Genomic DNA, 24287 nt, shown 5'->3' on the forward strand with positions numbered 1-24287 from the left:
CCGGGCGGGCTTTCGACCCGGTTTTCACACGCGCGCGCCGTACGGGGGAGGATAGACCCATGCAGCCACGGAACATGTCCATGAGCGGGGTCGTCGACCTCGCCGCGGTGAAGCAGGCCCAGGAGGCCAAGGCGAAGGCGGAGCAGGCGCGCGCCGAGGCGGCCCGGACCGGCGGCGCGGGCGCCGTCTCCCCGGCCGACCTCGTCATCGACGTCGATGAGGCCGGCTTCGAGAGCGATGTCCTGCAGCGGTCCACCGAGGTCCCGGTCGTCATCGACTTCTGGGCCGAGTGGTGCGAGCCCTGCAAGCAGTTGAGCCCGGTCCTGGAGCGGCTCGCCGTCGAGTACAACGGGCGCTTCCTCCTCGCCAAGATCGACGTCGACGCCAACCAGATGCTGATGCAGCAGTTCGGCGTCCAGGGCATCCCGGCCGTGTTCGCGGTCGTCGCCGGGCAGGCGCTGCCCCTCTTCCAGGGGGCCGCCGGCGAGGCGCAGATCCGTCAGACGCTGGACCAGCTGGTGCAGGTCGGCGAGGAGCGTTTCGGCCTGACCGGTCTCGTCGTCGACCCCGAGGCGGAGCCGGGCGCCGAGCGGCCCGCCGCCCCCGAGCGCCCCGCCGGGCCGCACGACGCGGCCCTGGACGCCGCCGTGCAGGCGATGGACGCGGGCGACCTGGCCGGTGCCGTCCAGGCGTACAAGAAGGTGCTGGCCGAGGAGCCCGGCAACACGGAGGCCAAACTGGGCCTGTCCCAGGCCGAGTTGCTCCAGCGGGTGCAGAACGCCGATCCGCAGAAGGTCCGTCGGGAAGCGGCCGACAGGCCGGGCGACGCCCAGGCGCAGATCGCCGCCGCCGACCTGGACCTGGTGGGCGGCCACGTGGAGGACGCCTTCGGGCGCCTCATCGACACGGTGCGCGTCACGGCGGGCGACGACCGGGACGCCGTACGGCTGCGGTTGCTGGAGCTGTTCGAGGTGGTCGGTGCCGACGATCCGCGGGTGACCGCGGCGCGCCGGGCGCTCGCGCGGGCCCTGTTCTAGGCGGCTTCCGGTCGGCGCTCCCGGATCGGCGTTCTAAACGCCGTCGGCGTGTTGCGTATGTGAAGGAGCTGTCGAAGAGGCGTCACTGCGGCCGCGCTTTACCAAAACTTGGTAATCGCGGCCGCTGTTACTGCCAGTAAGTCGGCAGCGTCGATCTGTCGGACTCTGTCCATCGATCAATAGTTTTGTTCTGCCCATATGGCACACTCAGCGTCGCCGTTCGGGCCCGGTGCGTCGTCCCCCCGTCACACGGCCGCTACTAGCCAGTAACGAACCCCCTTGTGTCGACGGCGAGAATGCACCACGATCGGCGACGCTCGGTCCATTCCCGTACCCCGACAGCCGGTCGGGTGGCGGGGGTTCCTGGGTCCCCACCGAGCAGGGTCGGCGGCAGTGATGCCGGCCCTTGGGCAGGGGGGTCTTCGCTCATCCGGCGAAGCCTGTCCAGCAGGGTTGTGCGTGATGCGTGTCAGGCGCGACCAGTGGTTGTCGCTCGGGGGTGATCGCCGGTTGTTCGGGCGCGTGGTACGTGCCGCCGAGGACAGGCGCTCTCCTTCCCGAGGACGTAGCACTTCTCCCATCCCTGCCGGGCCGAGTCGCCGACTGGCGACGGGGCCGAGGCCAGGAGATGTACGTCCGAGAAGGAGGAAATATGGAGTCCCAGGTGCGTGGCGGGACCAGATGGAAGCGGTTCGCTGTGGTGATGGTGCCCAGCGTCGCCGCCACGGCTGCGATAGGCGTCGCGCTCGCGCAGGGCGCTCTCGCCGCGTCGTTCAGCGTGTCGGGTCAGTCGTTCAAGGTGACGGCCGACGAACTCGTGGGAACCGGCTTCTCACAGTACGGCGCCTACGACAAGGGCGTGGACGGCAACCACGCCGTGGCGGTCTCGGCGTTCGACAAGGCCACCATCACGAACATGTGCCAGTCGGTCGTCACCCCGAACATCCCGCTGATCGGGTCCGTCACGCTGAAGCTGAAGGCGGGCGACAGCGACAAGGAATCGGGCAAGGTCCACGCCAAGCAGCTCTACATCGATGTTCAGGATCTGGAGGCGGACGCCACCTTCACGAACATCGACATCGGCGTGGCTGCCGGGGCCATCAACAAGGGCCCGAGGCAGAAGCAGGGTGAGGTCGAGGGCAAGCAGACCAGCCCGGGCGGCTTCGCTCAGCAGGCCGACAAGGCCGTGCTGACCGACGTGAAGCAGACGGCGTGGGCGACCACGGCCGGCACCTTCCAGCTCAGCGGTCTGAAGATGTCGCTGTCCAAGGGCGTCGACGAGTGCTACTGAGCACTCACTGACGGACGGGGGCCGGTTGCGCCCCCGCCCGTCGGCCCTCCGGCCGCCTCGTGACGGGGCGGCCCACATCACCACCACAGCAACGCTGTACCAGGGAGCTGTTTTCCATGAGCGCCGAGACTCCTGCCGCCGTCGGCCAGTTCACCCGCCGCAGGCTGCAGTTCCGAGGCTGGCGGGGCGCCAGGCCCTTCTGGGCCGGTCTGCTCGTCCTGCTCGGTGGCTTCCCGATCATGTACTTCCCCTACGCGCACTTGCAGTTCGGGAACCTGACGGTGGCGATGGCCACCACGGCCGGCGCCGGATCACTGATCATCGGCGTGCTGCTCGTCGTACTCGGCGTCAGTCTCTGGTTCCAGAAGCACGTACGGGTCTTCGCGGGGATCGCGGCGATTCTGCTCGCCCTGGTGTCCATTCCCGTCGCCAACTTCGGTGGCTTCATCATCGGCTTCATGCTCTCGCTCGTCGGCGGGGCCCTGGCCGTGGCATGGGCGCCCGGGGGGCCGGCCGAGACGGGGCCGGCCAAGGGCGACCAGGGCGAGGGCGGCGCCTCCGAGGGCTCGAGGGGCGACTCGAGTTCCTCGCCGTCCCTGAGCGCACTCGGGGGCGACGATCTGTCAGGAACGAGCCCGGCCAACGGGGCGAACGGGAGGCACAGTGCCGGCTGACGAGGTGGAGCACGGGAGGGACGAGGAAACGTCCCGTGCGAGAACGGGGCCACGTCACGCGGCGCCCAGGAAGCCACTGTTCACCAGGTTTCACGTGCCTACCGGCAAGGCGATAGCCCTGGCGGCGATGCCCACGGCGGTTCTCATGGGGCTGGGGCTCACCCCGACCCTCGCTCTCGCGGACGGCAACGACCAAGGCGCGCCGTCGTCCAACAGCCTGACGGCGGACGAGTACAAGGTCTGCGTCGAGGCGATGGCGGACGCCGAGAAGGACGCGTCCGAGTCGCCCGAGCCGTCGGCCTCCGCGACCGACGACGGCAAGCAGGACGAGACGGAGCCCAGCGGCTCGCCCTCGGCCGGGGACACGGGCAAGAAGCCGGGCACGGACAAGGACGCGTCCTCTTCGTCGGATTCAGGTTCCGACGACAAGGACGACACGGCCGCCGGTGACAAGGCCGCCGACAGCGACAAGTCCGAGCCCGCTCCGAGCCCCTCCGCGTCCGAAGGTAAGGAATCGGCCGGCGCGAGCGCCGCCGAGCCCTCCCCCTCCGAGTCGGAGAAGGGCGGCCTGCTGGAGGGCATCGGCGACGCCATAGAGGGCATCTTCACCGGCGGCGACAAGGCCGAGAAGGCCGAGGAGACCGCGAGCCCGACGCCGACCCCCTCGGCGTCCCAGGGCACCGGCGACACCGCGTCCGACGCCGTGCAGGAGACCACCGACAAGGTCACCGGCACGGTGAAGGACACCGTGGACGGCGCGACCGACGCGGCGTCGAAGGCGGCCGAGGACGCCAAGGACACGGTGGACAAGACCGCCGAGGAGGCCGAGAAGGCCGCGGAGAAGGCGAAGGAGGAGGCGGAGGAGGCGACCGCCTCGCCGAGCCCCAGCCCGTCCGGGAGCGCCGCCGTGGACCCGGAGGACTGCCCGACCGCCACCGACGAGGAGGGCGGGGTCGACAACACCCTGCCCGTCCCGGAGGACCCCTGGTACCTGGAGGCCAGCTCCCTCACCCTGAAGGGCGCCTCCTACAAGGGCGTCGTCGAGGTGAAGACGGCCAGTGGGGCGACGAAGAAGGTCCTGAAGTACGTCATCTCGAACGGCACCGACATCGGCGACCTGCACCAGATCGTCAAGGACGACACGACCGGCAAGACGCACCACGTGCAGGCGGCCAAGGGCTCCACGTCCACGATCCGCGACGGCGAAACGATCATGTACACCGAGAGTATTTCGGGCAATCTGCTCGGGCTGATCCCGATCACCTTCGACCCGGAGCACCCGCCGCCGCTGGACATCCCGCTGATCTACTTCACCAACGTGAAGGTGGTGCAGGCCGGCCAGTTCGGCGGCACCCTGCACGTCCCCGGGCTGCACCAGTACGTCACCGACTGAGACCGCGGCCGCGAGCCACGACCGCCGAGGGCGCCCCCTGTCGCAGGGGGCGCCCTCGGTGCGTACGGCGGGGGAGGGGGCGGTCAGCCGCGCCGCGTCTCGCCCAGGTGGAGGACCCGCACCATGTTGGTGGTGCCGGGCACGCCGGGAGGCGAACCGGCGGTGATCACGACGATGTCGCCGTCGCTGAACCGGCCGAGGCGGGCCGTCTCCTGGTCCACCAGGTCGACCATCTCGTCCGTGGTGTTCACCAGCGGCACCACGTGCGGCTCCACTCCCCAGCTGAGCGCCAGCTGGTTGCGGGTGGACTCGTCGGTGGTGAAGGCGAGGATCGGCTGGGCCGCGCGGTAGCGGGAGAGCCGGCGGGCGGTGTCGCCGGACTGGGTGAACGCCACCAGGCCCTTGCCGCCCAGGAAGTCGGCGATCTCGGCGGCCGCACGGGCCACCGAACCGCCCTGCGTGCGCGGCTTCTTGCCCGGCACCAGCGGCTGGAGGCCCTTGGAGAGCAGCTCCTGCTCGGCGGCGGTGACGATCTTCGACATCGTCTTGACGGTCTCGATCGGGTACGCGCCCACGCTCGACTCGGCGGACAGCATGACCGCGTCGGCGCCGTCCAGGATCGCGTTGGCCACGTCGGAGGCCTCGGCGCGGGTCGGACGGGAGTTGGTGATCATCGACTCCATCATCTGGGTCGCCACGATCACCGGCTTGGCGTTGCGCCGGCACAGCTCGATCAGGCGCTTCTGCACCATGGGAACCTTCTCGAGCGGGTACTCGACGGCCAGGTCGCCGCGGGCGACCATCACGCCGTCGAACGCCATCACGACGTCCTCCATGTTGTCGACCGCCTGGGGCTTCTCCACCTTGGCGATCACCGGGACGCGGCGGCCCTCCTCGTCCATGACGCGGTGCACGTCGGCGACGTCCTTGGCGTCCCGGACGAAGGAGAGGGCGACCAGGTCGCAGCCCATGCGCAGCGCGAAGCGGAGGTCCTCGACGTCCTTCTCGCTCAGCGCGGGGACGTTGACCGCCGCGCCGGGCAGGTTGATGCCCTTGTGGTCGGAGATGACGCCGCCCTCGATGACGATCGTCCTCACCCGGGGGCCCTCGACCTCGGTGACCTTCAGCTCGACGTTGCCGTCGTTGATGAGCACCTGGTCGCCCTTGGTGACGTCACCGGGCAGCCCCTTGTACGTCGTGCCGCAGATCGTCCTGTCCCCCGGCACGTCCTCGGCGGTGATGGTGAACTCGTCACCGCGCACCAGCTCGACGGGACCCTCCGCGAAGGTCTCCAGGCGGATCTTCGGGCCCTGCAGGTCGGCGAGGACACCGATGGCCCGGCCGGTCTCCTTGGCGGCGGCCCGGACCCGGTCGTAACGCCCCTGGTGCTCGGCGTGGGTGCCGTGGCTGAAGTTGAAGCGGGCCACGTTCATGCCGGCTTCGATCAGCGTGACGAGCTGCTCGTGGGAGTCGACCGCGGGGCCGAGAGTACAGACGATTTTCGAACGGCGCATGGGTGCCATCCTATCGGTTTGTTTCGGCGCGGAATATTCCGGCTGGCGGAAAATACAAAAGGGCGGGATGTCGCTCAGGTGAGACGGGGATTCCCCGATTCATTTACCAGCGCGTAGGCCTGTGTCGCGATCTCCATTTCCTCGTCCGTCGGTACCACCGCCACCGCCACCCGCGCCCCCGCGGGCGAGATCAGCCGGGCTCCGTCGCCGCGTACGGCGTTCAGCCCGCCGTCGACCGCCAGGCCGAGCCCCTCCAGTCCGGCCACGGCCGCCTCACGTACCGGCGCCGAGTTCTCCCCGACCCCCGCCGTGAACGCCACGGCGTCCACGCGTCCGAGAACGGCGTAATAGGCGCCGATGTACTTCTTGAGCCGGTGAATGTAGATGTCGAAGGCCAGCCGCGCCCGCTCGTCGCCCGCGTCGACGCGGCGGCGGATCTCCCGCATGTCGTTGTCGCCGCACAGTCCGATCAGACCGCTCCTCTTGTTGAGGAGAGTGTCGATCTCGTCGGCGGACATTTCCCCAACGCGCATCAAATGGAAGATGACGGCCGGATCCATGTCTCCCGAGCGCGTACCCATCACGAGCCCCTCCAAAGGCGTCAGCCCCATGGAGGTGTCCACGCACCGGCCGCCCCGTACGGCCGAGGCGGACGCCCCGTTGCCCAGGTGCAGCACGATCACGTTCACGTCCTCCGGCGCCCTGCCGAGGAGCCGTGCGGTCTCGCGGGAGACGTACGCGTGCGAGGTGCCGTGGAAGCCGTAGCGGCGGATCCGGTGCGCGTCGGCCGTCTCGACGTCGATGGCGTAGCGGGCCGCGGACTCCGGCATCGTCGTGTGGAAGGCCGTGTCGAACACGGCGACCTGCGGCAGATCCGGGCGCAGCGCCTGCGCCGTGCGGATGCCGGTGAGGTTCGCCGGGTTGTGCAGCGGGGCGACCGGGATGAGCCGCTCGATCTCGGCGAGCACGGCGTCGTCGATCACCGTCGGCTCGGTGAAGTGCTTGCCGCCGTGCACCACCCGGTGCCCGATCGCGGCCAGCTCGGAGGAGTCCAGGCCGAGCCCGTCCCTGGCCAGCTCGGCCGCGACCGCCTTCAGCGCCGCCTCGTGGTCCGGAACGGACCCGCTCCACTCGCGGCCGTCGCCGCCCGCCGGCGTGTGCTTCAGCCGTGAGGTCTCCTCACCGATCCGCTCGACCAGGCCCACGGCGAGGCGCTCGCCGCCGCGCATGTCGATCAGCTGGTACTTCACCGACGACGAGCCGGAGTTGAGCACGAGGACACGGGTGCCGGTCACTGGTCGGACGCCTTCTCACTGGGGGACTGCTGGGCCTGGATCGCCGTGATGGCGACGGTGTTGACGATGTCCTGCACGAGCGCGCCCCGGGACAGGTCGTTGACCGGCTTGCGCAGGCCCTGGAGGACCGGGCCGACGGCGATGGCGCCGGCCGAGCGCTGCACCGCCTTGTAGGTGTTGTTGCCGGTGTTCAGGTCGGGGAAGATCAGCACGCTGGCCTGCCCGGCGACCGCCGAACCGGGCAGCTTGGTCGCGGCGACCGACGGCTCGACCGCGGCGTCGTACTGGATCGGCCCCTCGATGCTCAGGTCCGGACGGCGCGAGCGGACCAGCTCGGTGGCCTCGCGCACCTTGTCGACGTCCGCGCCGGAACCGGACGTGCCGGTCGAGTACGACAGCATCGCGATCCGCGGTTCCACCCCGAACCGCGCCGCCGTCGACGCGGACTGGGCGGCGATGTCGGCGAGCTGTTCCGCGTCCGGGTCCGGATTGACCGCGCAGTCGCCGTAGACCAGCACCTTGTCGGCCAGGCACATGAAGAAGACGGAGGAGACGATGGCGGCGTCGGGCTTGGTCTTGATGATCTCGAAGGCGGGCCGGATGGTCGCCGCCGTCGAGTGCACGGACCCCGACACCATGCCGTCGGCGAACCCTTCCTGCACCATCAGCGTGCCGAAGTAGTTCACGTCCGAGACCACGTCGTACGCCAGCTCCACGGTCACGCCCTTGTGGGCGCGCAGGGCGGCGTACTTCTCGGCGAAGGAGTCGCGCAGCTCGCTGGCGGCCGGGTCGATCAGCTCGGCGCCGGCCAGGTCGATGCCCAGGTCGGCGGCCTTCTTGCGGATCTGCTCGACCGGGCCGAGCAGCGTCAGCTCGCACACGCCCCGGCGCAGCAGCACCTCCGCCGCGTGCAGCACCCGCTCCTCGGTGCCCTCCGGCAGAACCACGCGGCGCAGGTCGGAGCGGGCCTGTTCGAGCAGCTTGTGCTCGAACATCATCGGCGTGACGCGGTCGCTGCTGGGCGCCGAGACCCGCTTGTTCAGCTCGGCCGTGTCGACGTACCGCTCGAAGAGGCCGAGGGCGGTCTCCGCCTTGCGCGGGGTGGCCGCGTTGAGCTTGCCCTCCAGGGAGAAGAGCTGCGCCGCGGTGGGGAAGCTGGTGCCCGTCACCGAGAGCACCGGCGTGCCCGGAGCCAGCCGGGCGGCGAGGGTGAGGATGCCCTCGCCGGGCACCTCGTTCAGGGTCAGCAGCACCCCGGCTATCGGCGGGGTGCCGGCGCTGTGCGCGGCCAGCGTGCCGATCACCAGGTCGGCGCGGTCGCCGGGCGTGATCACCAGGCAGCCCGGGGTCAGCGCGGCCAGCAGGTTGGGCAGCATGGCCCCGCCGAAGACGAAGTCCAGCGCGTCGCGGGCGAGCCCGGAGTCGTCGCCGAGGACGATCTCGGCGCCCAGGGCGTGCGCGATCTGGGAGACCGTCGGCGCGGACAGGGCGGACTCGTCCGGCACCACCCAGCAGGGCACCGGCAGCCGGTGCGCGAGCCGCTCGGCGATCTCGTCCCGGTCCTCGCGCGCGACCCGGTTGGTCACCATCGCGAGGACGTCGCAGCCGAGGCCGTCGTAGGCGCGGAAGGCGTTGTGGGTCTCCGCCAGCACCGACTCGGCGCTCTGCTTGCGGCCCCCGACGACGGGGAGGACCGAGGCGCCGAACTCGTTGGCGAGCCGCGCGTTCAGCGACAGCTCGTCCGGGAACTGGGTGTCGGCGTAGTCGGTGCCGAGGACGAGGACGACGTCGTAGTCCCGCGCGACCAGGTGGAAGCGGTCGACCAGCGCGGACACCAGCTCGTCCACGCCCTGTTCGGCCTGGAGGAGCGAGGCCTCCTGGTAGTCCATGCCGTAGACCGTCGCGGAGTCCTGCGAGAGCCGGTAGCGGGCGCGCAGCAGTTCGAAGAGCCGGTCGGGCCCGTCGTGCACCAGGGGACGGAAGACACCGACCCGGTCGACCTGCCGGGTCAGGAGTTCCATCACCCCCAGCTCGACGACCTGGCGGCCGTCGCCGCGGTCGATACCGGTCACGTACACGCTGCGCGTCACGCGTGCTCTCCGTTTCGTAGGGGTGAGCGTTTCGTCGGGCTGAGCGGGTGGGCGGAACCCTCTTGACAGTACCTCTGGCGACGGTTAGGGCGCCCGCCAGCGTCCGCCCGTGGTCCTCCGTCGTCCACCGCCGCCCGGGCCGTGGAACAATTGAACCGGCTCACCGGTGTCAACAGCGAGCAGGAGACACAGCACGATGCGTATCGGAGTTCTCACCGCAGGCGGCGACTGCCCCGGCCTGAACGCAGTGATCCGGTCGGTCGTGCACCGAGCGGTGGACAACTACGGCGACGAGGTCATCGGCTTCGAGGACGGCTACGCGGGGCTGCTGGACAGCCGCTACCGCACCCTCGACCTCAACGCGGTCAGCGGCATCCTCGCCCGCGGCGGCACCATCCTCGGCTCCTCCCGCCTGGAGCGCGACCGGCTCCGCGAGGCCTGCGAGGACGCCTCGGACATGATCCAGAACTTCGGCATCGACGCCCTGATCCCGATCGGCGGCGAGGGCACGCTCACGGCCGCCCGGATGCTGTCCGACGCCGGGCTCCCGGTGGTCGGCGTGCCGAAGACCATCGACAACGACATCTCCTCCACCGACCGCACCTTCGGCTTCGACACCGCCGTCGGCGTCGCGACCGAGGCGATGGACCGCCTCAAGACCACCGCCGAGTCCCACCAGCGCGTCATGGTCGTCGAGGTCATGGGCCGGCACGCCGGCTGGATCGCCCTGGAGTCCGGCATGGCTGCCGGTGCCCACGGCATCTGTCTGCCCGAGCGCCCCTTCGACCCCGCCGACCTGGTCAAGATGGTCGAGGAGCGCTTCTCCCGCGGCAAGAGGTTCGCCGTCGTCTGCGTCGCCGAGGGCGCCCACCCCGCCGAGGGCTCCATGGACTACGGCAAGGGCGCCATCGACAAGTTCGGCCACGAGCGCTTCCAGGGCATCGGCACCGCACTCGCCTTCGAGCTGGAGCGCCGGCTCGGCAAGGAGGCCAAGCCGGTCATCCTGGGCCACGTCCAGCGCGGCGGCGTACCGACCGCGTACGACCGGGTCCTCGCCACCCGCTTCGGCTGGCACGCGGTGGAGGCCGCGCACCGGGGCGACTTCGGCCGGATGACGGCGCTGCGCGGCACCGACGTGGTGATGGTGCCGCTCGCGGAGGCGGTCACCGAGCTGAAGACGGTCCCGAAGGACCGGATGGACGAGGCGGAGTCTGTCTTCTGACCGTCGGACCCGCGCTTCACGGGTGCTTCTGGACCGCCGTCCAGAAGTGGTCCACGATCCGGTCGAGGAAGTCCCGGCCCCCGGCGCTCGAGTCGGGGGCGCCGCCGCCCCAGCTGAGGGTGGCGGCCATCCGCCCCTGGTAGTCCTGGTGCAGCACCTGGAGGACGTTCTCCAGGACACGGCGGTCCAGCGGTGCCAGCTTGGCGATCGGGCGCACACAGCCCTGCCAGCGGGTGGTCACCGCGCTCGTCAGCAGGTCGGCCAGCTTCTCCTCGCGCCCCGTCACGGTCACGAAGTCGGGCAGCGTGAGGCCGAGCACGTCGGCGAGCTGGGCCGACTGACGGTCGGTGCCGCGCCAGTCGTCCGCCTCCTCCATCCGCAGGTAGGCCGGCAGCCCGAGCCCGACCGCACGTGCCACGTCCTCGGGTGCCAGACCGCGGGCGACGCGGTGCTCGCGCAGGGACTGCGGCCGCCCGATCAGCTCACCGGGCGAGCACCACAGCACCCCGGCGAGCGCGGTCAGCTCCGGCCCCTCCGGGAAGGCCGTCCCCCGCTCCCAGGCGACGACGAGGTCGGGCGTGACGTACGGCAGCCCGTACGAGACCCGGATGCCGTGGGCGACGTGCTCGGGCCCCATGTTGAGGGCGGCACGCAGCCGGCGGGCGGCGAGGGCGTTGAACGGAGGGCCCGACTGGCTCGGGCCGGGTGAGGGTCGGCGCACGCGCCACACCGTAGGGGGCCTGGGCGACGCTGACTACGGGCTGTTCGGCCAGCGATACGGATTGTAGGAACGTACGGGGGCGCGCGGACCCGGGTGCGCCCCGTCCCCAGCCCCCGTTGCATACTCCCTGCCTACCCCTTCACCGCCCCGCCCAGCGCGAAGCCGCCGCCCAGGCGCCGGGAGATCAGCACGTACAGCAGCACCACCGGCGTGGAGTAGACGATCGAGAACGCCGCCAGCTGTCCGTACGCCACCATGCCCCGGTTGCCGAAGAAGTCGTTGATGCTGACCGATGCGGGCATCTGGTCCGGGGAGAGCAGCAGCATGAAGGGGACGAAGAAGTTCCCCCACATCATCACGAACGAGAACACCGTCACCACCGCCACCCCCGGCCCCATCAGCGGCAGCACGATCCGCAGCAGCGACTGGAACGACGACGCACCGTCCGTCCACGCCGCCTCCTCCAGTTCCTTCGGCACCCCGTCCATGAAGTTCTTCATCAGCCAGATCGCGAACGGCAGCTGCGAGGCGGCGAAGAAGAAGATCGTCCCCTGCATGGTGTCGATCATGTTCACCCGCACGAACAGGGCGTAGACGGGCACCATGATCGCCGTGATCGGGAGGCTGGTCGCGAACAGGATGGTGAGCAGGAACGGTCGGTTCAGCCGCGACCGGAACCGGGAGAGCGGATACGCCGCGAGGACCGCGCACACCACCGTCAGCAGCGTCGCGCCGCCGCACAGGACCAGGCTGTTGAGCAGCGGCGTGAAAGTGATCTCCGGGGTGAGGATCGCGTCGAAGTTGTCCAGCGTCACCCCGTCGGGGACCTTGACCCGCAGGCTCGCGTGCGGGTCGAGGGCGGACAGCACCACCCAGGCCAGCGGCAGCACGAAGGCCGCGGCCGCCACCAGCAGCCCGGCGTCGGCGGCGGTGCGGCGCCGGTTGCGCCGCGAGGCGGGGGTCGTACGGCGGGCTGTCCGGGACGTCGGGCGGGGCGTGAGCAGGTCCGTCATCTCAGACCTCCGTCCGCAGCAGGCGCAGGTACACGACCGAGAACAAGGAGCCGATCAGCAACAGCAGCAGCGCCACCGCCGTGCCGTACCCGATCAGGCTGTTCTGGAAGGCCTGCTCGTACATGAACAGCGGCAGCGTCTGGCTCTTGCCGCTCGGCCCGCCTCGCGTCATCACCCAGATCAGCCCGAAGACCGACAGGGTCTGCAGCGTGTTGAGCATCAGGTTGGTGCCGATGGAACGCCGGATCATCGGCAGCGTGATGTGCCACATGCGGCGCCAGCCGCTCGCCCCGTCGACCTCGGCGGCCTCGGTGACCTCCTTGGGGATCTCGTTCAGCGCGGCCGAGTACACCAGCATCGAGAACGCCGTGCCCCGCCACACGTTGGCGAAGGACACCGCCAGGATCGGCAGCGTGAACAGCCAGTTCTGCGAGGGCAGGTGGAGCCAGTCCAGGATGGCGTTGAGGGTGCCCTCGCGCCGGAAGAAGGCGTAGAGCAGGAAGCCCGCCACCACCTCCGGCAGCACCCAGGCCGTGACAACGATGCCACCGGTGAGCGTGCGGACCGGCTTCGAGGCCCGCTGCATCAGCGAGGCCAGGGCGAGCCCCAGCGTGTTCTGCCCGATCAGCGACGACAGCACGGTGAACACCAGCGTCAGCCATACGGCGTTGAGGAACGCCTCGTCCTTGAAGGCGCGGGTGAAGTTGTCGAACCCGACGAAGGACTCCTGGGCCTGCCCGGTGAGCTGGAGGTCGGTGAAGGCGATGACGACGCAGTAGACGATCGGACCGGCGAGGAAGAGCAGCAGCAGGACGACGGCGGGGGAGACGGGCAGGGCGCGGAAGAGGGACCGGCGGACGGTGCCGGACCGGGGGCCGGAGGCCGGGGACGCGGGCGCCTTCCGCACCTCCGGCCCGGCGTGCCCCGGCGCGGTGGCCGTCACTTGCTCACCACCTGGTTGCCGGTGGCCCCCTTGAGCGCCTCGTCGTAGCCGCGCGCCGCCTCCTCGACCGACTTGTCACCGGTCGTCACGCCCTCCATGGCCTCCTGGACGGCGACGGACACCTTCGGGTACGCCGGGTAGGCGGGCCGGTAGTGGGTGTCGGCGACGAGGTCGGTGAAGAACTCGATGCCGGGCTGGGCGTCGACGTACGAGGGATCCTTCGCGACGTCCTCGCGGACGGAGATGCCGGAGTTGGCGACGTACCACTTCTGGGCGTTCGCCTTGGTCTGCATCGTCTTGATGAACTCGAAGGCCAGGTCGGGGTTGGCCGCCTTGGCGGGGATGGCCCAGGTCCACCCGCCGGACATGCTCACCCTGCCGGGCGCCTGGCCGTTCTGGGTGGGCATGGCGGCGAGCCCCAGCTCCTTCGACCACTCGGGCCACTCGTGCCCGCTGCCCTCCAGCCAGTCCTGCGGCAGCCAGGAACCGTCGAGCGCGATCCCGAGCTTGCCCTGCGGCAGTAGCTCACCGCGCACCTTGGTGCCGAAGTTGGGGTCGAGCGCGTCGGAGACCTCCGGCCCGAGCTTCTCCTTGTACACCGTCTCGACGAAGCCGAGGGAGTCCTCGAACCCCTGCCCCGCCGTGATCCACTTCTTGCTGCCCTTGTCGTACAGCGGGTCGGCGCCACCGTCCCCCGTGCCGTAGAGCAGCATCTCGAAGCCCTGCATGGTCGCGGCCTCGCCGGCGGGCTTGCCCGTGTAGACGTTCATCGGAGTGACCCCGGGGACCTTCTCCTTGATCGTGCGGGCGGCGTCGAGCACCTCGTCCCAGGTCTTCGGCTGCCAGTCGGCGGGCAGCCCCGCCTTGGCGAACACGTCCTTGCTGAACCACAGTCCCCGGGTGTCCGTGCCGTCCGGCACGCCGTACGTCTTGCCGTCCTCGCCCTTCGCCGCCGCCTTCGCCGTGTCGATGAACTGGTCCCAGTCCTTCCAGCCGGCCAGGTAGTCGTCGATCGGCTTCAGGTACCCGCTGGTGATGTCGGAGTTGATGAGGAACGTGTCCTCGTAGACCAGATCCGGCGCGGTCTTGGGGGAGCGGAGCATCTGCTGGAGCTTGGTGTAGTACTCCGAGTCCGGCGCCTTGATCGGCACCAGCTCGACCTTCTTCCCCGGGTTGGCCTTCTCGAACTGCTTCTTGATGTCGGCCAGATACTCGTCCATCACCTTGATGGAGTTGTCCGTCGACTGCTTGAAGGAGACCTTCACCGTGTCCGGATCGCTGCCGGAGCCGCTTGAGCAGGCGGCGAGCGAGGTGGAGGCGAGCGCGGTGAGGGTGAACAGGGCGGTGAACCGGACGGTGGGACGCACGGGCATGACCTCCTACGGGCACACGACACTGTGGCCTGGACGGCTGCGTGGCGAACGTAAGAGGAATGGTCTAGTCAGGTCAATGAGTGTGCGCGGTATTACCCCTGGAGGAGGTGATCGGCCTTGCCGGCCTTGATGTCGCGGATGAGGGTGCGGAGCGCTTCGCGGGTGTCGGTGAGGTAACGGTCCTCCTGCCCGGCGACGGCGATGTAGGCGTTGCCCTCGGGGTCGGTGCCTATGCGGAAGCAGTTGGCGCCTTCTCCGCAGAACGGGTCTTCCCAGGCGATGTCGTTCACCGCTGTTCTCCTAGAGGTCGTGGGCCAGGGTCTGGACGAAGTCGCGTGAGGCAGGCGGGGCGAGGGCGATTTGCTGCGCGGCGTCCAGCTGGGCGCGGTACTTGGCAAGTTGGTCTCCGTCGCCGATGAACTCCGGGCCGTGGGTGCTGTCGAGTTCCACGGTGTCGAGACGGGGGACAGCCGCCCCGGCGTAGACGACGGACTGCCCGGCCCCCGGGAAGCCACCTGCCTTGAACGGGATGACGCGCAGGTTCACGTTCTCGCCGTCGGAGATGCGCAGCAGGTGCTCCAACTGGCGCCGCGCGACCGCAGGGCCGCCGAACTCCATACGCAGGGCGGCCTCGTGGACGATCACGTCGAGCATCGGGGGATCAGGGCGGTTCAGCACCTGATGCCGGTCGATCCGGTGGGCGACTCGGACGTCGATGTCGTCCGAGGAAAGGCGGGGGATCACCGCCGCGAAGACCGCCCGGGCGTGATCCTCGGTCTGGAGCAGCCCCGGCAGGTGGACGGTGACGGCGATACGTAGGCGGGTGGCGTGCCACTCCATCTCGGCGATGTCCAGGAAACCGTCCCGGAGCCGCCCCCTGTACGCCTCCCACCAGCCCTTCTCGCGCCCGGTGGCCATGACGGCGAGGGCTTCGACGAGTGCCTGGTCCGTGCAGCCGTAGTTTGCCGCGAGGGTGCGTACGCGTTCCGCGCTGATGCCGGAGCGCCCGGACTCCATGTTGGGCACATTGGTGCGCGGGACGTTCAGCAGGGCGGCTGCGCGCTCCGTGGTCATCCCGGCCGCGACACGCAACTTGCGCAACTCGGCACCGAGTCGTCGCTGACGCTCCGTCGGAGCGCTCCTCGGCGGCATTCGTCCTCCCGTTCTGCGGTGTTACGGAGACAGTCTGCCGCTGGTGTGACTGGACGGTCCACTGGGGACTTCACGGGAGAGTAGTACGTGTACTCCCTGAATCCTCTACAGTCGGTGATGAGCCGCTTACGGTCCGACGCCGTTGGAAGTGCATCGCGCGAGCCTGCCCATGCCCTCCTTCCCTGGGAGGGGTGGGCCCGCGCCAGGGAGACAGGCCACCACGGGTCGGACGCCGGCTCGCTGTCGAGTGTCCGCAGTCAGCGAAGGAGTTACCCATGCCCGCGTCCGTAGCCGTCTCCGCCTGTCCTGTCTTCGCCGAGGAGCCGGCCTTTGTGCCGCCCTCGCCCGACACGCTCGCCTACAGCTTCACCCTGCCCGCCGGTCCGACCAGCCCCCGTGTCGCTCGGGTCGCCACAGGGGCCGTGCTTGCCGGGCACGGCCTGGACGACATGACGGACGCGGTGGTGCAGGTGGTGGGGGAACTCGCCGCCTGTGCCTGCCGTTTCACGCCGGGAGACGAGGTGTACGTGTCGCTGCGGTACCGGGAGGGCGCCCTGCGCGTGGTGTTCTACGACGGGCACCGGCGGCACGAGCACCCCCGGCTGGTCGCGGCCTGCGACGCGCGCAGGCGGGCGGCGTTGCGGGTGCTGGGGTGCGTGGTGCGGGCGTGCGAGGGGGAGTGGGGGTTCGGGGAGGCCCGGGAGCCCGGCGGCGGGACGCGGATGTGGGCGGTGGTGCCTCGGGGCGGGGCTGGGCGGTACGTGGGGTGTCGGGCATAGTCATCAGCCACCACCTGAGAGAAGGGAACCGCGTGCCGGAACAGGACGTCACCGTCGGGCAGTTGCTGCTCGCCGAGTACGAGAGCGTGAAGGGCGAGCAGAGGGCGAGGATCGGGTTCCGGGACAATCTCCTCTACGTGACGCTGGCCGTCGTGGCTGCCGTCATCGCCGCCACGGCACAGGCGAAGCAGCCCTCGATGCTGCTGGCGTTGCCGCCGGTGTGTGTCGTCCTCGGGTGGACGTACCTCGTCAACGACGAGAAGATCTCCGCGATCGGGCTCTACGTCCGGGACGATCTGGGACCCCGGCTGGCCGAACTCGCGGGGCGTAGCGGCGGTTTCACGACCTTCGGGTGGGAGGCGTACCACCGCAGGGACACGCGGCGCCGGTCCCGCAAGGCGGTCCAGACCGTCATCGACCTCACCGCGTTCTGTGTCGTACCACTGGCGGCTTTGATCGTCTTCTGGTCGAACGGGGACGCCGGTGGACTGCTCATCGGGCTCTCGGTCCTGGAGGCGCTTGTCGTGGCGGGGCTTGCCGCACAGATCGTCTGGTATACGAAGGCGGCGTGAGCGGTCCCCTCGGCGTACGGTTCACCGCGCCCGCGCCCACCGGTACACCAGCTCCGGCCGCCCCACCTGCCCGTACTGCGGGCTCCGCCCCGCCCGGCCCGCGTCCACCAGGTGTTCCAGGTAACGCCGGGCCGTGATGCGGGAGATGCCCACCGCCTCGGCGACCCCGGCCGCCGTGAGGCCCTCCTCCGAGCCGCGCAGGGCGCCCGTCACCCGCTCCAGGGTCGGGCCGCTCAGGCCCTTGGGCAGGGCCGCCGGGCCGGGGGCACGCAGGGTGGCCAGGGCGCGGTCGACCTCGTCCTGGCCGCTGGCCTCCCCGGCGGTGCCCCGGAACTCCGCGTAGCGGACCAGGCGGTCGCGCAGGGTGGCGAAGGTGAAGGGCTTCAGGACGTACTGGACGACGCCCAGCGACACCCCCTCGCGCACCATCGTCAGGTCCCGCGCCGACGTCACCGCTATCACGTCGGTGTGGTGTCCCGCCGCCCGCAGCGAGCGGGCCAGCTGGAGTCCGTGCACGTCCGGCAGGTGCAGGTCGAGCAGGAGCAGGTCCACCGGCGTGCGGTCCAGCATCCGCCGGGCCTCCGCGCCGGTGTGCGCCTTGCCGACGGCGACGAACCCCGGCACCCGGCCGACGTACATCACGTGCGCGTCGGCGGCGACCGGGTCGTCCTCGACGACCAGGACCCGGATGGGCTGCGAGTCGGCGGTGCTCACACCGCACCCCCGGAGCCCGGTCTGCGGCCCGTCACCGCCGCCGGGGCCGACCCGCCGCCCCCGGCATCCCGCAGCGGCAGCCGGGCCTCGAAGCGGGCGCCGCCGCCCTCCGCCTCCGCCACGGTCAGGGTGCCGCCGTGCCGCCGCACCGCCTGCCGGACCAGGGCGAGCCCCAGGCCGCGTCCGCCCTCCCCGGCCGGCTTGGTCGAGTAGCCCCGCTGGAAGACCAGGTCGGCGTGGGCGGGATCGACCCCGGCGCCGGTGTCCGACACCCGTAGCACCAGCTCGGAGCCGACGGCCCCGGAACCCTCCGTGTACGCCGCCACCGTCACCCGCGACGGCACCGCCCCCTGCGCCGCGTCCACCGCGTTGTCCACCAGGTTGCCCAGGATCGTCACCAGGTCCCGGGCGGGCAGCGACGGCGGCAGCAGTCCGTCGTCCAGTCGGCTGTCCTGCGACACCACCAGCTCCACTCCCCGCTCGTTGGCCTGCGCCGTCTTGCCCAGCAGCAGCGCCGCGAGCACCGGCTCGCCCACCGCCGCCACCACCTGGTCGGTGAGGGCCTGCGCCAGCTCCAGCTCCGCCGTCGCGAACTCCACCGCCTCCTGAGCCCGCCCCAGCTCGATCAGCGAGACGACCGTGTGCAGCCGGTTCGCCGCCTCGTGCGCCTGCGAACGCAGCGCCTGCGTGAAACCGCGCTCCGAGTTCAGCTCGCCGGTCAGCGACTGCAGCTCCGTCACGTCCCGCAGTGTCACCACCGTGCCCCGGCGCTCACCGCCGGAGACCGGTGAAGTGTTGACCACCAGCACCCGGTCCGCCGCCAGGTGCACCTCGTCCACCCGCGGCTCCGAGGCCAGCAGGGCCCCCGTCAGCTGCGACGGCAGCCCCAGGTCCGCGACCGAGGCGCCCACCACGTCACCGCGCACCCCGAGCAGCTCCCGTCCGCCGTCGTTGATCAGCGCGACACGGTACTGCCCGTCCAGCATGAGCAGTCCCTCCCGCACCGCGTGCAGCGCCGCCTGATGGTAGTCGTGCATCCGGCTCAGCTCGTCGGCGTTCATCCCGTGCGTGTGCCGGCGCAGCCGCGCGTTGATCACGTACGTACCGACCGCGCCGAGCAGCAGCGCACCGGCCGCCACCCCCGACAGGGCCGTGAGCTGCTCCTGCGCCCGCTTGCTGATCTCCTCGACCTTGATCCCGGCACTGACCAGACCGACGATCCGGCCGTCGTCCACGATCGGTGTGACCGCCCGGACCGAGGGGCCGAGCGTGCCCGTGTAGGTCTCCGTGAAGGTCTCGCCCCGCTGTGCGCGCCCGATGTGGCCCTGGAAGGGATGGCCGATTTCCTTCGGCTCGGGGTGGGTCCAGCGGATCCCCTCCGGATTCATGATCGTCACGAAGTCCACGTCGGTGTCCCGCATCACCCGCACCGCGTACGGCTGGAGGCGCGCCGTGGGGTCCGGGGTGCGGATGGCCTCCGCCACGGACGGCGAGTCGGCGATCGCCAGCGACACCGCCCTGGCCTGACGCCCGGCCGCCTGCTCCGCCTGCCCCCGGTCGCTGATGTAGCTGAACAGCGCGTACCCGACCACGACGACCGCTATCAGGACGGCCTGCATGGCGAAGAGCTGCCCCGCCAGGCTGCGGGGTCTCGGGACGCGGAGGTGCATGCCGCCAGTCTCCCTCGTGGCTTGATTGTGAACTAAATGAACGCAAGGGTGACCGCGCTCACACGCCGGGAGATAGTCACCGCATCCCCGATACAAACCCCCGGACGTGAGCCGCACGCCGGTGAGTACCGACGACGCCGTCAAGGAGGGCAGCCGTGACCAGCAACGCCGCTACGGCACCTGCCGCACCCAAAGCCAAGCGCGACCGCACGCACTATCTCTACATCGCCGTGATCATCGCGGTCGCCCTCGGTATCGCCGTCGGTCTGATCGCGCCGGACTTCGCCACCGAGCTGAAGCCGCTCGGCACCGGCTTCGTGAACCTCATCAAGATGATGATCTCGCCGATCATCTTCTGCACGATCGTGCTGGGCATCGGCTCGGTCCGCAAGGCCGCCAAGGTCGGCGCGGTCGGCGGTATCGCGCTGGGCTACTTCCTGGTGATGTCGCTGGTGGCCCTCGCCATCGGCCTGATCGTCGGCAACATCCTGGACCCGGGCACGGGCCTCGCGGTCACCGACGCCGTCAAGGAGACCGGCCAGGCACAGGTCGACGCGGAGGCCAAGGGCACCGTCGACTTCCTGATGGGCATCATCCCGACCACGATCGTCTCCGCCTTCACCGCGGGCGAGGTGCTCCAGACCCTGCTGATCGCCCTGCTCTGCGGCTTCGCCCTGCAGGCCATGGGCAACGCCGGGCAGCCCGTCCTGCGCGGTATCGAGCACATCCAGCGGCTGGTCTTCCGCGTCCTGGCCATGATCATGTGGGCCGCCCCGGTGGGTGCCTTCGGCGCCATCGCCGCCGTCACCGGCTCGGCGGGCGTCGACGCCCTCAAGAGCCTGGCCGTGCTGATGCTCGGCTTCTACGCGACCTGCGTCATCTTCCTCTTCGTGGTGCTCGGCACGGTGCTGCGCGTCGTCGCCGGGATCAACGTCTTCTCGCTTTTCAAGTACCTGGGCCGCGAGTTCCTGCTGATCCTTTCCACGTCCTCCTCCGAGTCGGCGCTGCCGCGCCTCATCGCGAAGATGGAGCACCTGGGCGTCAGCAAGCCGGTGGTCGGCATCACCGTCCCGACCGGCTACTCGTTCAACCTCGACGGCACCATGATCTACATGACCATGGCCTCGCTGTTCATCTCGGACGCCATGGGCACGCCGATGTCGATCGGCGAGCAGATCCCGCTGCTGCTCTTCCTGCTGGTGGCCTCCAAGGGCGCCGCCGGTGTCTCCGGCGCCGGTCTCGCCACGCTGGCCGGCGGTCTCCAGTCGCACAAGCCCGCCCTGGTGGACGGCATCGGTCTGATCGTCGGCATCGACCGCTTCATGAGCGAGGCCCGCGCCCTGACCAACTTCGGCGGCAACGCCGTCGCCACCGTCCTCATCGGCACCTGGACCAAGGAGATCGACAAGGACCGGGTGAACGAGGTGCTGGCCGGACGGGCCCCGTTCGACGAGAAGACCCTCCTGGACGACGGCCACGGCGCCGCCGACGACGGCGACAGCGCGGACCTGCCCGGGCAGGGCGGCGAGAAGGAGCTGGCGAAGGCCTGACGGCCGTACGTCGCCCCCCTGCATGCCGGGGCCGCTCCCGCACACGCCGGGCGGCTGAGGTGCTCCCCCCGTTGCTCAGCCGCCCGGTCCCCCGAAGAAGCCCCGCGCCCTCCCCCCGGCGCGGGGCTTCTTGCCTTGACGTCCGCGTCAAGGCTTACGTTCGTCGGTATGCGAATCGGCGAGCTGGCCGCACGGGCCGGGACCACCACGCGGACGCTGCGGTACTACGAGTCGCGGGGTCTGCTGCCCGCGCGGCGGGGCGACAACGGCTACCGGACCTACGACGAGGAGGACCTGAAGCTGCTGCGGCAGATCAGGACCCTCCAGGACTTCGGGTTCGAACTGGAGGAGACCCGCCCCTTCGTGGAGTGCCTGCGCGCCGGGCACCCCGAGGGCGACTCCTGCCCGGCGTCCCTGGTGGTCTACCGGCACAAGCTGGCGGAGCTGGACACGCTGATCGAGCAGCTCACGTCGGTGCGCGGGCAGGTCGCCGCGCAGCTGGCACGGGCGGAGGCGGCGGTTCCGGGGGGTCCGGAGCCCAAGTGCGAACTGGGAGGACGCGGATGAGGACCAGCGGGGTGCCCGAGGTGACGGACGCGGACTTCGCGGCGGAGGTGATCGGCTCAGACCTGCCCGTGCTGGTGGAGTTCACCGCCGACTGGTGCCCGCCGTGCCGGCAGATGGCGCCGGTGCTCAGTGCCCTGGCCGAGGAGGAGGGCGACCGGTTCCGCGTGGTGCAGCTGAACGTCGACCAGAACCCGGCGACCACGAACGCGTACAAGGTGCTGTCGATGCCGACGTTCATGGTGTTCCGCGGAGGCGAGCCGGTGAAGTCGATGGTCGGCTCCCGGCCCAAGCGGCGACTGCTCGAAGAACTGGCCGACGTGGTCTGACCGGCCCGGCATACGAAAAAATCCCCCGAGCAATTGCGCTCGGGGGATTTCTTTGCGTATATTCGATGATTCGTGACTTCAGGGAAATGAGGTCGCGAAGAAGTTCAGTAGGCACAGTATATGTGGCCGGGAGTGGAATTGTCAAACACCGAATTTCCGGACGATGAATTGCTGCACGAGCAGGAATTCATCGACGGACTGTACGCGCGCGTGGACGCGCTGCGTGGCGACGCCGAGGACTCCGTGACCGACGCGCTCGCGCAGGGCAACACCCCCCAGCAGGCCCGCCTGGAGCGGGACATCCTGGTCGCCGAGCGCTCCGGGCTGCTCGCCGCGCTCAACGCCGTGGACGGCTCCCTCTGCTTCGGCCGGATCGACCTCACCTCTGGGGCGGGCCACCACATCGGCCGCATCGGTCTGCGCGCCGACGACGCCGAACGCACCCCCGTCCTCATCGACTGGCGGGCCGGTGTGGCCCGCCCCTTCTACCTGGCCACCGGCCACACCCCGATGGGGCTGCGCCGCCGCCGGCACATCACCAGCGAGGGCCGCACGGTCACCGCGCTGCACGACGAGATCCTCGACCTCGGCGACGAGACCCGCACCGGCCACGAGGACCCGTCCGGCGACGCCGTGCTGCTCGCCGCGCTGAACTCCGCGCGCACCGGCCGCATGGGCGACATCGTCCAGACCATCCAGGCCGACCAGGACCGCATCATCCGCGCCCCGCACCGCGGCGTCCTGGTCGTCGAGGGCGGACCCGGCACCGGCAAGACCGCCGTCGCCCTGCACCGCGCCGCCTACCTCCTCTACGAGCACCGCGAACTGCTCGCCAAGCGTGCCGTCCTCATCGTCGGCCCCAACCCGGCCTTCCTCGGCTACATCGGCGAGGTGCTGCCCTCGCTCGGCGAGACCGGCGTGCTCCTCGCCACCGTCGGCGAGCTGTTCCCCGGCGTGAAGGCCACGGCGACGGACACCCCCGAGGCGGCGGCCGTGAAGGGCCGCGCCGAGATGGCCGACGTCCTCGCCGAGGCGGTCCGCGACCGGCAGGCGCTGCCCGACCCGGTGATCGCGATCGAGCACGACCGCGAGATCCTCATGCTCGACGACGACCTGGTCAACGTCGCCCGCGAGCGCACCCGCGCCGCCAAGCTGCCGCACAACGCGGCCCGCGAGCACTTCGAGGGGCACATCCTCAACACCCTCACCGACATGGTCGCCGAGCGCATCGGCACCGACCCCTACGACGGCAGCAACCTCCTCGACCCCAGCGACATCACCCAGATCCGCGACGAACTCGCCGAGAATCCCGAGGTCTGGGCCGCCATCGACCAGCTGTGGCCCCGGCTCACCCCGCGCCGCCTGGTCGCCGACCTGCTCGCCGCCCCCGAGGCCTTCCTCCCCGCCGAGGACGCCGCCGCCGTCCGCCGCCCGGTCACCCGGCGCTGGACCGTCGCCGACGTGCCCCTGCTGGACGAGGCCGCGGAACTGCTCGGCGTCGACGACCGGGTGGCCCGCTCCCGCGCCGAACGCGAGCGCGAGGAGCAGATCGCCTACGCGCAGGGTGTGCTGGACGTGTCGTACGCGTCCCGGACCTACGAGTTCGAGGACAAGGACGAGGAGGACGCCGAGGTCCTGTCCGCGCACGACATCATCGACGCCGAGCGCTTCGCCGAACGCCATGAGGAGGACGACCACCGCAGTGCCGCCGAGCGCGCCGCGGCCGACCGCACCTGGGCCTTCGGGCACATCATCGTGGACGAGGCGCAGGAGCTGTCCCCGATGGCCTGGCGGCTGCTGATGCGCCGCTGCCCCACCCGCTCCATGACCCTGGTCGGCGACCCGGCGCAGACGGCGGAGGCGGCCGGTGTCGGCTCCTGGTCGAAGATCCTCGCCCCCTACGTCGAGGACCGCTGGGAGCACACCCGCCTGGGCGTCAACTACCGCACCCCGGCGGAGATCATGGACCTCGCCGCGGCCGTCGTCCGCGCCGGCGACCCGGAGTTCACGCCCCCGAGTTCGGTGCGCTCGACCGGCGTACGCCCCTGGGTCCGCGCCACCGGCGACCTCCCGGCCGCCGTGGCCGAGGCGGTCCGGGAGCTGACCCCCGAGGAGGGTCGCCTCGCCGTCATCGCCCCGCGCGAGCTGCACCGGGTCCTCGCGGCCCGCCTGGACGGCGTGACGGCGGACGCCGAGCCCGACCTCACCCAGCGCGTCGTCCTGCTCGACCCGCGCCAGTCCAAGGGCCTGGAGTTCGACTCCGTCCTGGTCGTCGAGCCCGGCCGCTACGGCACCAGCGACCTGTACGTCGCCCTCACCCGCGCCACCCAGCACCTCGCCGTCCTGCACGGCGAGCCGCTGCCGAAGGGGCTGGTGGACGCGGACTGACGG

At 70.5% G+C, this 24287-nt stretch carries 22 protein-coding genes; 11 read left to right on the top strand and 11 right to left on the bottom strand.

Annotated elements, in window-relative coordinates:
* Nucleotides 1–59 precede the first annotated feature (59 nt).
* The 4 genes from C4J65_RS24160 to C4J65_RS24180 all read left to right on the top strand — a co-directional run bounded on the left by C4J65_RS24160 (nt 60) and on the right by C4J65_RS24180 (nt 4395).
* Entirely contained in the window at nt 60–1037 is a 978-nt protein-coding gene (locus tag C4J65_RS24160) for a tetratricopeptide repeat protein (RefSeq protein WP_162833326.1), read from the top strand.
* 652 nt (nt 1038–1689) lie between these two features.
* Nucleotides 1690–2328, top strand: coding sequence for a DUF6230 family protein (locus C4J65_RS24170; protein ID WP_115744271.1), 639 nt, complete (start codon nt 1690–1692; stop codon nt 2326–2328).
* Nucleotides 2329–2444: 116 nt separating this feature from the next.
* Nucleotides 2445–3002 (top strand): DUF6114 domain-containing protein, encoded by a 558-nt coding sequence (locus C4J65_RS24175; protein ID WP_115744272.1) that lies wholly within the window; start codon nt 2445–2447, stop codon nt 3000–3002.
* The gene (locus tag C4J65_RS24180; protein WP_205351055.1) at nt 2992–4395 is read left to right on the top strand and encodes a hypothetical protein; all 1404 of its coding nucleotides are present in this window, start codon (nt 2992–2994) and stop codon (nt 4393–4395) included. Before C4J65_RS24175 ends, C4J65_RS24180 begins: the two co-directional genes overlap by 11 nt.
* A gap of 83 nt (nt 4396–4478) precedes the next feature.
* Here C4J65_RS24180 and pyk read toward each other — a convergent pair whose 3' ends face one another.
* The 3 genes from pyk to pta form a co-directional block, all read right to left on the bottom strand.
* A complete protein-coding gene (gene pyk, locus C4J65_RS24185; RefSeq protein ID WP_115744273.1) occupies nt 4479–5909 on the bottom strand; it encodes a pyruvate kinase in 1431 nt (476 codons plus the stop codon).
* 74 nt (nt 5910–5983) lie between these two features.
* Complete coding sequence (locus tag C4J65_RS24190; protein ID WP_115744274.1) at nt 5984–7204, bottom strand: acetate kinase; 1221 nt, start codon at nt 7202–7204, stop codon at nt 5984–5986.
* Nucleotides 7201–9294: a phosphate acetyltransferase gene (gene pta / locus C4J65_RS24195; RefSeq protein ID WP_115744275.1), complete on the bottom strand. Its 2094-nt coding sequence runs from the start codon at nt 9292–9294 to the stop codon at nt 7201–7203. Before pta ends, C4J65_RS24190 begins: the two co-directional genes overlap by 4 nt.
* Before the next feature lie 196 nt (nt 9295–9490).
* On the opposite strand from pta, the gene C4J65_RS24200 reads away from it, so the two are divergent.
* Entirely contained in the window at nt 9491–10516 is a 1026-nt protein-coding gene (locus C4J65_RS24200) for an ATP-dependent 6-phosphofructokinase (protein WP_115744276.1), read from the top strand.
* Nucleotides 10517–10532: 16 nt separating this feature from the next.
* Here C4J65_RS24200 and C4J65_RS24205 read toward each other — a convergent pair whose 3' ends face one another.
* The 6 genes from C4J65_RS24205 to C4J65_RS24230 form a co-directional block, all read right to left on the bottom strand.
* A complete protein-coding gene (locus C4J65_RS24205; RefSeq protein ID WP_115744277.1) occupies nt 10533–11246 on the bottom strand; it encodes a helix-turn-helix transcriptional regulator in 714 nt (237 codons plus the stop codon).
* A 122-nt stretch (nt 11247–11368) separates the two neighbouring features.
* Complete coding sequence (locus tag C4J65_RS24210; protein WP_115744278.1) at nt 11369–12250, bottom strand: carbohydrate ABC transporter permease; 882 nt, start codon at nt 12248–12250, stop codon at nt 11369–11371.
* A 1-nt stretch (nt 12251) separates the two neighbouring features.
* Entirely contained in the window at nt 12252–13193 is a 942-nt protein-coding gene (locus C4J65_RS24215; RefSeq protein ID WP_115744279.1) for a sugar ABC transporter permease, read from the bottom strand.
* The gene (locus tag C4J65_RS24220; RefSeq protein ID WP_205351056.1) at nt 13190–14566 is read right to left on the bottom strand and encodes an extracellular solute-binding protein; all 1377 of its coding nucleotides are present in this window, start codon (nt 14564–14566) and stop codon (nt 13190–13192) included. The genes C4J65_RS24215 and C4J65_RS24220 overlap by 4 nt, the downstream gene beginning before the upstream one ends.
* Before the next feature lie 92 nt (nt 14567–14658).
* On the bottom strand, nt 14659–14856 hold the full coding sequence (locus C4J65_RS24225; RefSeq protein ID WP_115744280.1) for a hypothetical protein: 198 nt from the start codon (nt 14854–14856) through the stop codon (nt 14659–14661).
* Nucleotides 14857–14866: 10 nt separating this feature from the next.
* Nucleotides 14867–15640: a DUF5753 domain-containing protein gene (locus C4J65_RS24230; protein ID WP_346265884.1), complete on the bottom strand. Its 774-nt coding sequence runs from the start codon at nt 15638–15640 to the stop codon at nt 14867–14869.
* A 353-nt stretch (nt 15641–15993) separates the two neighbouring features.
* Here C4J65_RS24230 and C4J65_RS24235 point away from each other — a divergent pair, with 353 nt between their 5' ends.
* Nucleotides 15994–16497 carry a sensor histidine kinase gene (locus C4J65_RS24235; protein WP_115744282.1) on the top strand — a complete coding sequence of 168 codons (504 nt, stop codon included), beginning with the start codon at nt 15994–15996 and terminating at the stop codon, nt 16495–16497.
* Nucleotides 16498–16529: 32 nt separating this feature from the next.
* Nucleotides 16530–17069: a hypothetical protein gene (locus C4J65_RS24240; protein ID WP_115744283.1), complete on the top strand. Its 540-nt coding sequence runs from the start codon at nt 16530–16532 to the stop codon at nt 17067–17069.
* Between the two features lie 21 nt (nt 17070–17090).
* Here the strand turns inward: C4J65_RS24240 and C4J65_RS24245 are convergent, their stop codons facing one another.
* A complete protein-coding gene (locus tag C4J65_RS24245; protein ID WP_115744284.1) occupies nt 17091–17783 on the bottom strand; it encodes a response regulator in 693 nt (230 codons plus the stop codon).
* Entirely contained in the window at nt 17780–19453 is a 1674-nt protein-coding gene (locus tag C4J65_RS24250; RefSeq protein WP_115744285.1) for a sensor histidine kinase, read from the bottom strand. The genes C4J65_RS24245 and C4J65_RS24250 overlap by 4 nt, the downstream gene beginning before the upstream one ends.
* Before the next feature lie 155 nt (nt 19454–19608).
* On the opposite strand from C4J65_RS24250, the gene C4J65_RS24255 reads away from it, so the two are divergent.
* The 4 genes from C4J65_RS24255 to C4J65_RS24270 all read left to right on the top strand — a co-directional run bounded on the left by C4J65_RS24255 (nt 19609) and on the right by C4J65_RS24270 (nt 24284).
* Nucleotides 19609–21003 carry a cation:dicarboxylase symporter family transporter gene (locus C4J65_RS24255; protein ID WP_115744286.1) on the top strand — a complete coding sequence of 465 codons (1395 nt, stop codon included), beginning with the start codon at nt 19609–19611 and terminating at the stop codon, nt 21001–21003.
* Between the two features lie 168 nt (nt 21004–21171).
* The gene (locus C4J65_RS24260; RefSeq protein WP_115744287.1) at nt 21172–21570 is read left to right on the top strand and encodes a MerR family transcriptional regulator; all 399 of its coding nucleotides are present in this window, start codon (nt 21172–21174) and stop codon (nt 21568–21570) included.
* A gap of 11 nt (nt 21571–21581) precedes the next feature.
* On the top strand, nt 21582–21896 hold the full coding sequence (locus tag C4J65_RS24265) for a thioredoxin (RefSeq protein ID WP_115744288.1): 315 nt from the start codon (nt 21582–21584) through the stop codon (nt 21894–21896).
* 120 nt (nt 21897–22016) lie between these two features.
* Nucleotides 22017–24284 (top strand): AAA family ATPase, encoded by a 2268-nt coding sequence (locus C4J65_RS24270; RefSeq protein WP_115744289.1) that lies wholly within the window; start codon nt 22017–22019, stop codon nt 24282–24284.
* Nucleotides 24285–24287: the final 3 nt, after the last annotated feature.

This window comes from Streptomyces sp. CB09001 (assembly GCF_003369795.1).
In the GTDB taxonomy this organism is placed as follows: domain Bacteria; phylum Actinomycetota; class Actinomycetes; order Streptomycetales; family Streptomycetaceae; genus Streptomyces.

Bases quoted from the DNA above. Each gene is read 5' to 3' on its own strand.
- C4J65_RS24160 (WP_162833326.1), top strand. From the start codon at position 60: ATGCAGCCACGGAACATGTCCATGAGCGGGGTCGTCGACCTCGCCGCG.
- C4J65_RS24170 (WP_115744271.1), top strand. From the start codon at position 1,690: ATGGAGTCCCAGGTGCGTGGCGGGACCAGATGGAAGCGGTTCGCTGTG.
- C4J65_RS24175 (WP_115744272.1), top strand. From the start codon at position 2,445: ATGAGCGCCGAGACTCCTGCCGCCGTCGGCCAGTTCACCCGCCGCAGG.
- pyk (WP_115744273.1), bottom strand. From the start codon at position 5,909: ATGCGCCGTTCGAAAATCGTCTGTACTCTCGGCCCCGCGGTCGACTCC.
- C4J65_RS24200 (WP_115744276.1), top strand. From the start codon at position 9,491: ATGCGTATCGGAGTTCTCACCGCAGGCGGCGACTGCCCCGGCCTGAAC.
- C4J65_RS24210 (WP_115744278.1), bottom strand. From the start codon at position 12,250: ATGACGGACCTGCTCACGCCCCGCCCGACGTCCCGGACAGCCCGCCGT.
- C4J65_RS24220 (WP_205351056.1), bottom strand. From the start codon at position 14,566: ATGCCCGTGCGTCCCACCGTCCGGTTCACCGCCCTGTTCACCCTCACC.
- C4J65_RS24230 (WP_346265884.1), bottom strand. From the start codon at position 15,640: ATGACCACGGAGCGCGCAGCCGCCCTGCTGAACGTCCCGCGCACCAAT.
- C4J65_RS24235 (WP_115744282.1), top strand. From the start codon at position 15,994: ATGCCCGCGTCCGTAGCCGTCTCCGCCTGTCCTGTCTTCGCCGAGGAG.
- C4J65_RS24250 (WP_115744285.1), bottom strand. From the start codon at position 19,453: ATGCACCTCCGCGTCCCGAGACCCCGCAGCCTGGCGGGGCAGCTCTTC.
- C4J65_RS24260 (WP_115744287.1), top strand. From the start codon at position 21,172: ATGCGAATCGGCGAGCTGGCCGCACGGGCCGGGACCACCACGCGGACG.
- C4J65_RS24270 (WP_115744289.1), top strand. From the start codon at position 22,017: ATGTGGCCGGGAGTGGAATTGTCAAACACCGAATTTCCGGACGATGAA.